The organism is Magnetospirillum fulvum, from assembly GCF_900108475.1.
Taxonomy (GTDB): Bacteria; Pseudomonadota; Alphaproteobacteria; order Rhodospirillales; family Magnetospirillaceae; genus Phaeospirillum; species Phaeospirillum fulvum_A.
Window position 1 is genome coordinate 147,031 of sequence record NZ_FNWO01000011.1, and the last position, 14,345, is coordinate 161,375.

The following is a 14,345-nucleotide window of genomic DNA, read 5'->3' on the forward strand; positions in this document are numbered from 1 at the left end:
ATCGGTTGCCGATGAATAGCACAGATCGACTAAATCAAGAATTCTTTCCATATCGGCAACCGTGATGCCGCCATGGTCCATGGTTCCCCCGCCAGCATCGACCAATTCTGTTCACCCCGCCGTCCTGCCAAACCTTGTTTCTGCTTTCCCGTTCCATTCCCCCTACTATCCGTTTGCCCTATGGCTAAGTACTACCACCCTTTCCAGGCGTAAATACGTAGAGACTACGCAATGACACACCATCGCGGGTCAACAGCCCCACTGATGTTCTTGCTCAGGGACATACCGCAACATTAAGTACAATCCGAAATACGCTGGTTCAGCACCTCCATCATCTGTTTAGGTGATGCAGATCGCGCCCCGATTTGCGAGACTGGCTCCTTGACCTGACCGATCGCGCGCCAATCTGGCAAAGGGCGGGTCGTCCCCCGGTCCGGGTGGCCGTTTGACGAACAAGAGTGGCGCAATGACGATCAGATTACTTCTCGCGGACGGCGATCCCAGGTTCATCGAGAGGCTTACCTCGATCCTGACGGTGAGTACCGTCACGACGTGCAAGATCGTGTCGCGGACCTCTGCGGCCGAGGCATCGGCTGCGCTGAAAACGAAATCTTTCGATGTCGCCCTTCTTTCTTATGACATTGTCACCGACGATCACTTCGAACTGTTCGACTTTTACGGTCCAACGGCCAATCGGACCGCAATTATCGTTCTCAGCGATTATCCCCGCAAGGATTGGGCGTTTGCCGCCCTGCAAAAGGGAGCGGTCGATTTCATCGTCAAAAACAGAATCGATTCGTTCGATCTGGTTAAGGCGATCGCCTATGCGATGTTCCGCAAATGCAAGGAATTCGAGTTGCGGATTTCGGCGTTGCGCGACCCCCTGACCGGGATCGGCAACCGTAATCTGTTCGACGAACAGGCGCAGACTTTGCTCAATCAGGCGAAACGGGGCCAGGAACGGGCCGCAGTCCTGTTCATGGACGTCGATGGGCTAAAAGCGATCAACGACACCCATGGACACGCCTTGGGCGACCGCCTGCTCAATCAGGTCGCGACGCGGATCGTCGGGCAGATGCGCGAAAGCGACGTCGTCGCCCGGATCGGCGGCGACGAATTCGTCGCGTTGCTGATGCATGTCAACGCCAGCAACAGCATCTCGATGATCGAACGCAAACTGAACCGAGCGGTAGTTCAGACCCCCTATCAGATCAACGGGATCGACATCCGCATCGACATCAGTTGCGGAAGCGCGATCTACCCCGACGATTCCCGCGAGATTTCCGACCTGCTCCAGATCGCCGACAAGCGGATGTACGAGAAAAAATCCAGGAAGAAGGCGCGTCCGCCCCATCACCCCGTCCTGTATTGGTCCAAATCCTGACCTGCGACCGGGCGGACGCCGCCGCCGCGGCGGCCCGGACAGACGGCAGCCCCTAATCTTTTGCTCCAATTCATTAAACTATTGGATTAGACTCTTCCCTGATGGCGGCCCGCATTGAGGGGATGTGCGGCCGCTCTCCTGTCTTGTGGCGAACACCACGGCAGCGATGGCGGTCATCATGCGGAAAGGGAACGTGGTGGAATTGCCCCCCCGCTTCATCGTTGCCCTGATCGACGCCGATCCCGCCTGCCGCGACCGGATCGCCGAGGCGCTGTTGCACAACGGCTACGACGTTCACGCCTATGCCGGAGGCGACGGCTTCATCGACGGGCACGACGCCCTGGCGGTCGGCTGCATCCTGCTCGACCTTAAGATCGGACCCGATTTCCTCGGCCACGCCCGCAGGCAGGGACATGACGCCCCGGTCGTGGTGATGTCGGACGAAAGCAACATCCCGCCGGTGGTCCGTGCCATCCAGTCGGGGGCGCAAGCCTGGATCGGCAAGCCGGTCGATTGCCACCAGCTTCTGTCGGTGGTGAAGCAGGCCTGCCACCTGCACCGCTCGTATCGCCAGCGCTTCGTTCCGGCCAAGGACGCAATCGAGAAATACCGCCGCCTGACCCCGCGCGAAAGCGACGTCTTCTGGCTGTTGACCAAGGGGATGTCGAGCAAGGAGATCGCCCTGCAACTGGGAATCAGCGTCCGCACCGTCGAAACCCACCGGGGCCACGTCTACGACAAATTCGGGGCGACCTCGCTGAAAACCCTGATCGACCTGACCGTTCCACTTGCCCCGGTCCTCACCTGACGGGCATCCGCCCCCAAGGCACTTTCGCGCGCACTGGCGGCATGGCATCGTAGACCGAATGCAACCGGAGCGGAGGGTACGGCGATGGAGACGGGATCCGAGGCGATCTTGCTGAGCGGACAAAGCGGAGGGGTCGCGACGCTGACCCTGAACCGCCCGGCGGCGCGCAACGCCCTGTCGGTCGCGCTGATGAGCGAGTTGGAGGCGGCGCTGGCCCGTCTCGCCGCCGATCCGACGGTCAAGGCGGTCGTGCTGGCGGCAAACGGCCCCGCTTTCTGTTCCGGTCACGATCTGAAGGAGATGCACGGGCTGCGCGGTCGCGAGGCGGTGGCCTCGGTGTTCGATCAATGCGTCCGCGTCATGACCGCGATCGTCCGCCAGCCCCAGCCGGTAATCGCCAAGGTTCACGCAATGGCCACCGCCGCTGGCTGCCAGTTGGTGGCGTCGTGCGATCTGGCCTTTGCCGCCGACACCGCCCGCTTCGCCACCCCCGGCGTCAATATCGGGCTGTTCTGTTCGACCCCGATGGTCGCGCTCAGCCGGGGGATCGGGCGCAAGGCGGCGATGGAGATGCTGCTGACCGGCCATCCGATCGACGCCGCCACCGCCGAGCGCTGGGGGCTGATCAACCGCGCTGTTCCGTCCGAGACGCTGGACACGGTTACCGCCGAGATTGCGGCGCTGATCGCGGCGAAATCGTCGTTTACGGTCAAGACCGGCAAGGAGGCGTTCTACCGTCAGGCCGAGATGGGGCTGGACGAAGCCTATGCCTATGCCGCCCGGGTGATGACGGAAAACATGCTGGCCGCCGACGCCGCCGAGGGGATCGACGCCTTCCTGTCCAAGCGCCCGCCGGTGTGGCGGGAGGATTGAGAGAGTTTTCCGGGGATCGAAACCGATCCCCTTTCGCCCTCATGCGCCGGGCGGCGGCGGAGCGCGGACGGTGCGGCGGTATTCGCCGGGATTGGCCCCGGTCCATTTCTTGAAGGCGCGGTGAAAGGCGCTGGTCTCGGCAAAGCCCAGTTCGGCGGCGATGTCCATCACGCTGAGTTTGGTGTCGGACAGCAGATTGATCGCCATGTCGCGGCGCAATTGGTCCTTGATCGCCTGATAGGACTGCCCCTCCGCCTCCATCCGCCGCCGCAAGGTCGAAACCGATAGCCGCATGTCCCCGGCAATCTCGTCGAAACCGGGCCACTCGCCCGGCGGCAAGGCGCGCAGGCGGCGCTGGATCTGCATCGCCAGCGACGACCCGTCCTTGTACTGGACCAGCAGGTTTTCGGGTGCGACGGCCAGGAACGCTTTCAGCGATTGCGCCGTCCGCACCACCGGCAGCGCCAGATAACGGGGCTCGAAGGCGACCGTCGTCGCGGGCTGGTCAAACCGCAGATCGGCGCTGAACATCAGCCGGTATTCCTCGACCTGGGGCGGCTGGGGATAGCGGAACCCGGCCCATAGCAGCGGAATGCGCCGGTTGACCAGCCAGCAGGCCAGCCGGTGCACGAACATCAGCAGAGTCTCGTGGGCGAAGATTCGGGCGGGGGCGTCGGGCTCGCGCTCGATCAGCGTCAGCCGCGCCTGTCCGTCGAGGACCGACAGTGTCCCGCGCAGATCGTCCAGCCCGAGATCGAAAAAGCGCAAGGCCCGCCCCAGCGCCTTGTCCAGGGTACGGCAGGCGATCACGCAATGGCACATCATCGCAAAGCTGCCGATCTTCACCCGCCGCGAATCCTGGCCGAAGAACTCGTCGTCGAGTACTTGGGCGATCAGCCGCAGCACCATGGTGTAGGTGTCGGACGATACCCGGGCATGGGGATGCGACAGCAAAGCGGGCGACAGCCCGACCTGTTCCAGCATTTCGTCGGCGTCGAAGCCGCGACGGCGGACTCCGTCGAGAACGGCATCGACGAACGAGATCGAGATGGTGCCCTTTTCCATACCCCCCGGCCGCGTCCAGGCGTTGCAACCGTCGCAGACTATCCCAAGACGTAAAAACTGTCAGGGACTCTGAACTCTGGCGACATCGCCCGGACGGTCGGGCTTCGCTACCCTTCGCCTCCAACGTGCGAGGAGGGCGACAGGCAATGCGGATCAGAGACTCAGTCTTTATCGTCACCGGGGGCGGATCGGGCCTGGGCGCGGCGGCGGCGCGAATGATCGTCGCAGGGGGCGGCCGCGTCGTGATCGCCGACATCAACGCCGCCGCCGGAACCGCGATTGCCGCCGCCTTGGGCGACGCCGCCCGTTTCGTCACCACCGACGTCGCCGACGAAGCCAGCGCCGCCAGAGCGATCGAGACCGCCCGCGTCGCGTTCGGCGGGCTGCACGGCCTGATCAATTGCGCCGGAATCTGTCCGGGGGAAAAGGTGGTCGGCCGCGATGGCCCCCACGCCCTGGAAACCTTCTCGCGCGCCGTCTCGGTCAATCTGATCGGCACCTTCAACATGGTGCGGCTGGCCGCCGCCGCGATCAGCGCGGGCGAGCCCAACGAGCAGGGCGAACGCGGGGTGATCATCAACACCGCCTCGATCGCCGCCTTCGACGGCCAGATCGGACAGGCCGCCTATGCCGCCTCGAAAGGCGGCGTGATCGGAATGACCCTGCCGATCGCCCGCGAACTGGCCCGCCACGGCATCCGGGTGATGACGATCGCACCCGGCATCTTCGCCACCCCGATGGTCCAGGCGATGCCGCAAGAGGTGCAGGACTCGCTGGGGCGACTGGTTCCCTTCCCCTCCCGCCTGGGCGATCCGGCCGAATTCGCCGATCTGTGCCGCGCCATCATCGGCAACGTGATGTTGAACGGCGAGGTGATCCGCCTCGACGGCGCCATCCGCATGGCCGCCAAATAATCAAAAAGAACATCAAAAAAACAATCGGGAGACCACCGTCATGAACAGCACCCCCGACCCCGTCGTCATCGTCAGCGCCGTCCGCACCCCCCAAGGCGGCTTTCAGGGCGATTTGCGCGATATCGCCGCCCCGACGCTGGGGGCCACCGTCATCGGAGCCGCCGTGTCGCGGGCCGGGTTGCGCCCCGACCAGATCGACGAGGTGATCATGGGCTGCGTGCTGCCCGCCGGTCAGGGGCAGGCCCCGGCCCGGCAGGCGGCATTGGGGGCCGGTCTGCCGCTCTCGGTCGGCTGCACCACCGTCAACAAGATGTGCGGGTCGGGAATGAAGGCGGCGATGCTGGCCCATGACGCGATCCTGGCCGGAAGCGCCAAGGTGATGGTGGCGGGCGGCATGGAAAGCATGAGCAACGCGCCCTATCTGCTCGACCGGGCCAGAAGCGGCTATCGGATCGGCCATGGAAGGGTGCTCGACCACATGTTCCTCGACGGGCTGGAGGACGCCTACGACAAGGGCCGTCTGATGGGAACCTATGCCGAGGAATGCGCCGACGCCTATGGCTTCACCCGCGAGGCCCAGGATCGCTGGGCACTGACCTCGCTGAGCCGCGCCCGCGCCGCGATCGCCGGGGGCGCCTTCGCCGCCGAGATCGTTCCGGTCACGGTCAAGGCGGGCAAGACCGAGCGGACAATCGACACCGACGAACAGCCGGGCAAGGCCAATCCCGACAAGATTCCGACGCTGAAACCGGCCTTTCGCGACGGCGGCACCGTTACCCCGGCCAATTCCAGTTCGATCTCGGACGGGGCCGCCGCGCTGACCCTGATGCGCCGGTCCCAGGCCGAGGCGCTGGGGCTGCGCCCGTTGGCCGCGATTCGCGGCCACGCCACCCACGCCCAACAGCCCAGCCTGTTCACCACCGCGCCGATCGGGGCGATCACGACGCTGCTGGACCGGGTCGGCTGGAGCAAGGATCAGGTCGATCTGTTCGAGATCAACGAAGCCTTCGCGGTGGTGACGATGGCGGCGATCCGCGATCTTGGCCTGGATGAGGAGGCGGTCAACATCCATGGCGGGGCCTGCGCGCTGGGCCACCCCATCGGAGCGTCGGGAGCGCGGATCGTCGCGACCCTGCTGGCGGCGCTGCAAACGCACGGTCTGAAGCGGGGAATCGCCGCTCTCTGCATCGGTGGCGGCGAAGCCACCGCGCTCGCGGTGGAGATGCTCTGAGATGATCCCCACCGAAGAGCAGGTTCTGATCCGCGACACCGCGCGCGCCTTTGCCCGCGAGTGTCTCGCCCCCCATGCCGAGGCGTGGGACCGCGAGGCCCGCTTCCCCCGCGAGGCCCTGGCCGAAATGGGCGAGCTTGGCTTTCTCGGCATGCTGTTGCCCGAAGAGGTTGGCGGCAGCGCCACCGGCCACGTCGCCTATGCGATGGCGCTGGAGGAAATCGCCGCCGGATGCGGCGCGCTCTCGACGGTGATGAGCGTTCACAATTCGGTCGCCTGCATGCCGCTCTACAAATTCGGCACCCCGGAGCAAAAGCGCGACTTCCTGCCCCGGATGGCCAGCGGCGAATGGCTGGGGGCGTTCGCCCTGACCGAACCGCAGGCGGGCTCGGAGGCGGCGGCGCTGAAGGTGCGGGCGGTGCGGGACGGCGATCATTACGTGCTGAACGGCACCAAGCAATTCGTCACCTCGGGCCGCTCGGCTCAGGTGCTGATCGCCTTTGCCGTCACCGACCCCGCCGCCGGGAAAAAGGGCATCACCGGCTTCATCGTTCCGACCGATCGGCCGGGCTATAGCGTCGCCCGGGTCGAGGACAAGATGGGGCAGCACGCCTCGGACACCTGTCAGGTGGTGTTCGAGGATCTGCGCCTGCCCGCCGCCTTGCGCCTGGGCGAAGAGGGCCAGGGCTACAAGATCGCCCTGTCGAACCTCGAAGGCGGCCGGATCGGCATCGCCGCCCAATGCGTCGGCATGGCCCAGGCGGCGCTGGATTGCGCGCGCGCCTATGCCCGCGACCGCGTCACCTTCGGCCAGCCGCTGATCGAGCATCAGGCGATCGCCTTCCGGCTGGCCGACATGGCGACCCGGATCGCCGCCGCCCGGCTGATGGTGCTTCATGCCGCCGATCTGCGCGATCACGGCCAGCCCTGCCTGACCGAGGCGTCGATGGCGAAGCTGTTCGCCTCGGAGATGGCCGAAAACGTCGCCTCGTCGGCGATTCAGGTGCTGGGCGGCTATGGCTATCTCAAGGATTTCCCGGTCGAGCGGATCTATCGCGACGTCCGCGTCTGCCAGATCTACGAAGGGGCCAGCGAAATCCAGCGGATGCTGATCGCCCGCTCTCTCTAGCCCGTCGCCGCAGTGCAAGATGGCAAAACCGCTCAACCATAATGGGTGGTTTCGACATCGCAACCCAACCATTGAACCCGCTACGCTTCACCCAACAAAGCAATAAGGGGGGACGGCTCATGCCCGACGGAAACGAACTTCAGGTCGGCGTCACGCCCGCCAACAAAATCCGCTTTGTCACCGCCACCAGTCTGTTTGACGGCCACGACGCGGCAATCAACATCATGCGGCGGCTGCTGCAACAAAACGGGGTCGAAGTCGTCCATCTCGGCCATAACCGCTCGGTCGAGGATATCGTCACCGCTGCGATTCACGAAGACGTCCAGGGTATTGCAATCAGTTCGTACCAGGGCGGCCATCTCGAATTCTTCAAATACATGGTCGATCTGCTGCGCCAGCGCGGGGCCGGTCACATCAAGGTGTTCGGCGGCGGCGGCGGGGTCATCGTCGCCCACGAAATCCGCGAACTCGAAGCCTATGGGATCGAGCGGATCTACTCCCCCGAGGACGGTCAGCGCCTGGGATTGGAAGGAATGATCGCCGACGTGGTGCGCCGTGCCGATTTCGACGTCTCCGCCGATCAGCCCGCCAGCCTGGACGGGATCGACACCCCCGACCGCCGCACCCTGGCCCGGCTGATCTCGGGCCTGGAGAACGGCCATGTCGGCCCGGCGCTGCGCGCGGCGATCGCCCAGGCGGCTCAGGCCAGACCGGTTCCGGTGGTGGGGATCACCGGCACCGGCGGGGCGGGCAAATCCTCGTTGACCGACGAACTGATCCGCCGCTTCCGCATTGATTGCCCGGACTTCAAGATCGCGGTGATTGCGATCGACCCGTCGCGGCGGCGGACCGGGGGCGCGCTGTTGGGCGACCGCATCCGGATGAATGCGGTCAACGGCCCGATCTACATGCGCTCGCTCGCCACCCGCTCGTCGGGCAGCGAAATCCCGTCCCATGCTCCGGCGATTGTCGATTTGTGCCGGGCCGCCGGTTTCGATCTGGTGATCGTCGAGACCCCCGGCATCGGTCAGGCGGATTCCGCCGTCGCCGGGCTGGGCGATCTGGCGCTGTATGTGATGACCCCGGAATTCGGCGCCGCCAGTCAGTTGGAAAAGATCGACATGCTGGATCATGCCGATCTGGTCGCGATCAACAAGTTCGACCGCAAGGGCGGCGAGGACGCCCTGCGCGACGTCCGCAAGCAGGTCCAGCGCAACCGCACCGCCTTTGCCGTCCCCGCCGAGGCGATGCCGGTCTATGGCACCGTCGCCTCCCGCTTCAACGACGACGGCGTCACCGCGCTCTATCACGGGCTGCGCGACATGCTGGCGGAGCGGGGCTTCACGCTGGGGGTCACCACCCTGCCCCGCCCGAGCGGACGCGCCTCGACCGCCGCCACCGCGATCGTGCCGCCCGGCCGGGTCCGCTATCTGGCCGAAATCGCCGCGACTTTGCGCGCCTATCACGCCGAGTCCGCGCGCCAGAGCGAACTGGCCCGCGAATGCCAGCAGCTTGCCGCGACCCACCGGATGCTGGATGCCGCCTGCGGCGTCTCCGTCGCCGAGATCGACGCCCTGATCGCCCAGCGCGAGGCCCAGCAGAGCCCCGCCGCCCGCGCCTTGCTGGAGACTTGGCCCCAGGTGGTGGACAGCTATGCCGGCGACGAACAGGTGGTGAGGGTGCGCGACCGCGAGAGCCGCACCGCGCTGGTCGTCACCTCGCTGTCGGGCAGCAAAATCCGCAAGGTGGCGCTGCCGCCCTATCGGGATCACGGCGAGTTGCTGCGCTGGCTGTTTCGCGAGAATCTGCCCGGCTTCTTCCCGTTTACCGCCGGAGTGTTCCCCTTCAAGCGCGAGAACGAAGACCCGACCCGGATGTTCGCGGGCGAAGGCGACGCTTTTCGCACCAATGCCCGCTTCAAGCTCCTGTCGCAGGACAGCCCGGCGACCCGGCTATCGACCGCGTTCGATTCGGTGACGCTGTATGGCTGCGACCCCGACGAACGCCCAGACATCTATGGCAAGATCGGCAATTCCGGCGTTTCGATCGCGACGCTGGACGACATGAAGGTGCTGTATTCCGGCTTCGACCTCTGTTCGCCCACCACCTCGGTGTCGATGACGATCAACGGCCCGGCCCCGGTGATCCTGGCCTTGTTCTTCAACACCGCGATCGACCAGCAGATCGAGCGGTTCGAGGCCGAAACCGGACGCCCGCCCCGCCCCGACGAAGAAGCCGAACTCCGCGCCCGGACGCTGCAAACCGTGCGCGGCACCGTCCAGGCCGACATCCTGAAAGAGGATCAGGGCCAGAACACCTGCATCTTCTCGACCGATTTCGCCTTAAAGCTGATGGGCGACATCCAGGATTATTTCGTCCGCAACAAGGTGCGCAATTTCTATTCGGTGTCGATCTCGGGCTATCACATCGCCGAAGCCGGGGCGAACCCGATCTCGCAACTGGCCTTCACGCTGGCCAACGGCTTCACCTATGTCGAGACCTATCTGGCCCGCGGCATGGCGATCGACGATTTCGCCCCCAACCTGTCGTTCTTCTTCTCGAACGGGATGGACCCGGAATATTCGGTGATCGGCCGGGTGGCGCGGCGGATCTGGGCGGTAGCGATGCGCGACCGTTATGGCGCCAACGAGCGGTCGCAGAAGCTGAAATACCACATCCAGACCTCGGGCCGTTCGCTCCACGCCCAGGAAGTCGATTTCAACGACATCCGCACCACCTTGCAGGCGTTGATCGCGGTCTACGACAATTGCAATTCGCTCCACTCCAACGCCCATGACGAGGCCTACACCACGCCGACGCCGGACTCCGTCCGGCGGGCGATGGCGATCCAGTTGATTATCAACCGCGAATGGGGGGTGGCCAACAACGAGAACCCCAACCAGGGCTCGTTCTTCCTCGAACAATTGACCGATCTGGTCGAAGAGGCGGTGCTGCTCGAATTCGACCGGATCGCCGAGCGCGGCGGCGTGCTGGGAGCGATGGAAACCGGCTATCAGCGCGGCCGTATCCAGGACGAATCGCTTTATTACGAGCACAAGAAGCACGATGGCAGCTTCCCCATCGTCGGGGTCAACACCTTCCTCAATCCCAATCCGGGCGAGGAGCGCGAGATCGTGCTGCAACGCTCGAGCGACGACGAGAAGCAGAGCCAGTTGACCCGCCTGCGCGATTTCCACCGCCGCCATGCCGATTCCGCCCCGCTCTGGCTGGCGCGGCTGCAACAGGCGGCGATCCAGAACGACAATATCTTCGCCGTCCTGATCGACGCCGTCCGCCATTGCTCGCTGGGTCAGATCACCGGCGCGCTGTACGACGTCGGCGGCCAGTACCGGCGGAACATGTGACAAGAGAGCAAAAACGCTCCGTCTGATATCGAATAAGACCAGGGAGGTTCCATGTCCAAAGACCTTAACGAGTTCCTGAAGGCCCGCGACTTTCTCGTCGCCAATCGCAGCGATTACGACACCGCCTATCGCGATTTCAAATGGCCTGTCCTGACCGACTTCAATTGGGCACTCGATTATTTCGACGACATGGCCAAGGACAACCACGCCACCGCGTTGTGGCTGGTCGATGACGGGGGCGAGACCCGGCTGTCCTTCGCCCAGATGTCTGAACGCTCGAACCGCGTCGCCAATTTCCTGCGCGCCCAGGGCGTCGGACGCGGCGAGGTGGTGCTGCTGATGCTCAACAACGTCGTGCCGCTGTGGGAAACGATGCTGGCCTGCATGAAGCTGGGCGCGGTGATCATCCCCGCCACCACCTTGCTGGTCGCCGACGATCTGAAAGACCGGTTCGAGCGCGGCGGCGTCCGCCACGTCGTCGTCGGCGCGGCCGACACCGCGAAGTTCGAGCATCTCGACGCCGACTTCACCCGCATCGTGGTGGGCGAGGACCGTGACGGCTGGGTCAACTACCGCGACTCAGCCCTGGCCAGCGCCAGCTTCGTCGCCGATGCGCCCACCCGGGTCACCGACACCTTGTTGCTGTACTTCACTTCGGGCACGACGGCGAAGCCGAAGCTGGTGGCCCATTCCTACCAATCCTATCCGGTCGGCCACCTGTCGACGATGTACTGGATCGGGCTGCGTCCGGGCGACATCCACCTCAATATCAGTTCGGCCGGGTGGGCCAAGCATGCCTGGTCCAACGTCTTCGCGCCGTGGAACGCCGGGGCGACGGTGTTCGTCTATACCTATGGCCGCTTCTGCGCCAAAAACATGCTCGACGCGATCAGCCGCTGCGGCGTCACCTCGATGTGTGCGCCGCCGACGGTGTGGCGGATGCTGATCCAGGAAGACCTTGCCGCCTATCCGGTCAAATTGCGCGAACTGGTCGGCGCGGGCGAACCGCTCAACCCCGAGGTGATCGAGCGGGTCAAGAAGGCGTGGGGCATCACCATCCGCGACGGCTATGGCCAGACCGAGACCACCTGCCAGATCGGCAATCCGCCGGGGCAACGGGTCAAGGAAGGCTCGATGGGCCGCCCGCTGCCGGGCTATCGCGTCGCCCTGCTCGATCCCGAGGACCAGCCGACGCGGGAAGGCGAAATCTCGCTGGTGCTCGATCCGCGTCCGCTCGGCCTGATGCTGGGCTACAAGGACGATCCGGAAAAAACCGCCAGCCTGATGCGCGCCGGTCATTACCATTGTGGCGACGTCGCCAGCATTGATGCCGATGGCTACATCACCTATGTCGGCCGCACTGACGACGTGTTCAAAGCGTCGGACTACCGGATCAGCCCGTTCGAACTGGAAAGTGCCCTGATCGAACATGAAGCGGTGGCCGAGGCCGCAATCGTCCCCAGCCCCGACCCGCTCCGCCTCGCCGTGCCCAAGGCGTTCATCGTCCTGCGCGCCGGATACCAGCCCAGCCAGGATCTGGCCCTGTCGATCTTCAAGCACATCAGCGCCACGCTGGCCCCCTACAAGCGGATTCGCCGTATCGAGATTTCCGATTTGCCGAAAACGATCTCGGGCAAGATCCGCCGCGTCGAACTGAAGCGGATCGAGGAACAGCGCCGTCTTCAGGGCATCCGGGTCGAAGGCGAGTATTTCGAGGAGGATTTCGCCGACGCGATGGCGTGATCCGACCAGGCCCGCCGCCGGATCAGGAGGCGGGCCTGGCTGCACTTTCGGATCATTACAAAAATCTCATCCGGCCGCCATCCTGCGGTAATCCGTCTGCTGTCATGGTTTTCTTGACCAGACAGGTAAGACCAACCGATCCAAAGGCGAGCTTGAACTCCCCGCCCTCCGATCGGACCGATCTAAAGTCACAAGCCCCGCACGCCACACCCTCGTGCGGGGCTTTTAATTTTCCCACCCGAAGAGCTGCCCGCAAGACCGATGCGACCCCGCCCCGAAGCGGGGTGGTGTCGTGTCGCGATCATCAGCAACTAAAAAGAGATTGTCCGCCAAGACCAAAAGCCACATCGACAGAAAGCCCTCAATACGAGTCCACTTCATATTTAGATCAAACTTTAGTCGTTGAAATTCGCCCTCAGATAGATGATCGTTTCCAATAGGAACTACCATGGGAGTTGGGGGGGATATCATGAATCGGATACTCACGGACGCGATCCGGCGCGCCAGTCCGGTCGCGATGGTCGTGGCGGTGCTGCTGGTTTCCGGCTGCGTCGCCTTTGAAGACAATGTTCAGCAGGGCTATTCACGCAGCAAGGATTTCGGCGAGGGCGGCACGATCACCTTCACCACCGCCGATGTCCGCACCGTGATCGAACGCAAGAGGGTCAGAGAGAGCGGAAAGCATCAACCAAAAGAAAAAATAACGGTCAAGACTCAAACAGCGACACGGAACAAAGGATCGTCTGTAGCGAACCGAGCCCGGATACGGCGATGGCGATCTCCTTGCTGAGCAAGCTTGGAGTCAACACCACCAATTCCGCCGGTGGCGTTGTCCAGGACACAATCGGTGTACAGTTAGAGCATCAGACCACTCAGGCGATCAGCCAATTGGCGGGACGATCCGTCGCGGTCCAGGCCTTGCGCGACGGGACCTATCGGGCTTGCGAGGCCTATGCCAACGGCGCGATCGACAAAGAGGAATACGCCCTGATCCTCAGCCAGTATGGCGATGTATTATCGACGCTGATCCTGGCCGAAAACGGCGACAAGGCCGGAATCGCCAGTATCTCTGGCAATTACGTCGCCTATTCCCTGCCGCGTCTGCTGCACACGGTCTTTGTATCCTGCGCTAAATATGGGGCCACCCAAGCCGCCATAGATATAGCCAAAGCCAAAGCCAAAGCAGCAGCCGCAGCAGCCGCAGCAGCCGCAGCAGCCGCAGCAGCCGCAGCACCAACCGCAGCAACAGCCGCAGCAACAGCCGCAGCAACAGCCGCAAGTGCAGGGCAAGATACCAACAAGAATCTAAATGACACCAACACGGAGAACTCTTTCCTCGAGGATTTCTGCCCCGACTTTGCCAATCCCGAAAATTTCGGCAAGCTGTTGACCGCATTGAAACAAGCGATGCCGGAGCCGTTCCAGGCCAAGGCAGCAGAGCCTGACAAACCGGCTGCCGCCGCCGCGACCAGTGAATGGACCGTCACCTTCTCCAGCGGCGACAGTCCGACGGCGGCCACGGCTGTCCGGTTTAAATTTCTGGACTAAGTGCACGGCGTTGATTCTACTCGTGTTCAGACGTTGGCGCGTCTCCTGGACACGAAATTGGAGCCAACACCGTGCGACACAAGAATAGCGTTCTTCACGACCTTTTGAAGCATGTTCCGTGGGGTGAGTTCGACCGTCTGGTCAGCGAGCACAGGGCGGACAAGCATGTCCGTCGTCTTTCGACGAAGAGTCAGTTTGTCGCGCTTTTGTACGGCCAGCTTTCGGGAGCAACCAGCCTCCGCGAGATCGTCGGCGGCTTGGAGAGCCACGCGGCCCGTCTCTACC

12 protein-coding genes are annotated in these 14,345 nt (G+C 63.9%); 11 read left to right on the forward strand and 1 reads right to left on the reverse strand.

Annotated features, from left to right (window positions below):
- The first annotated feature begins 466 nt into the window (after window positions 1–466).
- The 3 genes from BLW40_RS13335 (at window position 467) to BLW40_RS13345 (ending at window position 3,065) form a co-directional block, all read left to right on the forward strand.
- Window positions 467–1,384: a GGDEF domain-containing response regulator gene (locus BLW40_RS13335; RefSeq protein WP_074769369.1), complete on the forward strand. Its 918-nt coding sequence runs from the start codon at window positions 467–469 to the stop codon at window positions 1,382–1,384.
- Between the two features lie 178 nt (window positions 1,385–1,562).
- The gene (locus BLW40_RS13340; RefSeq protein WP_170834579.1) at window positions 1,563–2,192 is read left to right on the forward strand and encodes a response regulator transcription factor; all 630 of its coding nucleotides are present in this window, start codon (window positions 1,563–1,565) and stop codon (window positions 2,190–2,192) included.
- 84 nt (window positions 2,193–2,276) lie between these two features.
- Window positions 2,277–3,065, forward strand: a complete 789-nt coding sequence (locus BLW40_RS13345; protein ID WP_074769373.1) for an enoyl-CoA hydratase — start codon at window positions 2,277–2,279, stop codon at window positions 3,063–3,065.
- Window positions 3,066–3,104: 39 nt separating this feature from the next.
- On the opposite strand, the gene BLW40_RS13350 is transcribed toward BLW40_RS13345, so the two are convergent.
- Window positions 3,105–4,130 (reverse strand): AraC family transcriptional regulator, encoded by a 1,026-nt coding sequence (locus tag BLW40_RS13350; protein ID WP_074769375.1) that lies wholly within the window; start codon window positions 4,128–4,130, stop codon window positions 3,105–3,107.
- Window positions 4,131–4,276: 146 nt separating this feature from the next.
- Between BLW40_RS13350 and BLW40_RS13355 the strand changes: the two genes are divergently transcribed.
- From BLW40_RS13355 to BLW40_RS13390, 8 genes are all read left to right on the forward strand, one after another.
- Window positions 4,277–5,044 (forward strand): SDR family NAD(P)-dependent oxidoreductase, encoded by a 768-nt coding sequence (locus BLW40_RS13355; protein ID WP_074769377.1) that lies wholly within the window; start codon window positions 4,277–4,279, stop codon window positions 5,042–5,044.
- Window positions 5,045–5,084: 40 nt separating this feature from the next.
- On the forward strand, window positions 5,085–6,275 hold the full coding sequence (locus tag BLW40_RS13360; RefSeq protein WP_074769379.1) for an acetyl-CoA C-acyltransferase: 1,191 nt from the start codon (window positions 5,085–5,087) through the stop codon (window positions 6,273–6,275).
- Between the two features lies 1 nt (window position 6,276).
- Window positions 6,277–7,404: an acyl-CoA dehydrogenase family protein gene (locus BLW40_RS13365; protein WP_074769381.1), complete on the forward strand. Its 1,128-nt coding sequence runs from the start codon at window positions 6,277–6,279 to the stop codon at window positions 7,402–7,404.
- 119 nt (window positions 7,405–7,523) lie between these two features.
- Window positions 7,524–10,769, forward strand: a complete 3,246-nt coding sequence (gene icmF, locus BLW40_RS13370) for a fused isobutyryl-CoA mutase/GTPase IcmF (protein ID WP_074769383.1) — start codon at window positions 7,524–7,526, stop codon at window positions 10,767–10,769.
- Window positions 10,770–10,820: 51 nt separating this feature from the next.
- Window positions 10,821–12,512, forward strand: coding sequence for an AMP-binding protein (locus BLW40_RS13375; RefSeq protein WP_074769385.1), 1,692 nt, complete (start codon window positions 10,821–10,823; stop codon window positions 12,510–12,512).
- 469 nt (window positions 12,513–12,981) lie between these two features.
- Window positions 12,982–13,302 (forward strand): hypothetical protein, encoded by a 321-nt coding sequence (locus BLW40_RS13380; protein WP_139305593.1) that lies wholly within the window; start codon window positions 12,982–12,984, stop codon window positions 13,300–13,302.
- Complete coding sequence (locus BLW40_RS17450; RefSeq protein WP_139305594.1) at window positions 13,284–14,060, forward strand: hypothetical protein; 777 nt, start codon at window positions 13,284–13,286, stop codon at window positions 14,058–14,060. The genes BLW40_RS13380 and BLW40_RS17450 overlap by 19 nt, the downstream gene beginning before the upstream one ends.
- Window positions 14,061–14,131: 71 nt before the next feature.
- Window positions 14,132–14,345 (forward strand): DUF4372 domain-containing protein (locus tag BLW40_RS13390; RefSeq protein ID WP_139305554.1); only part of this gene is annotated, 214 nt, incomplete at its 3' end.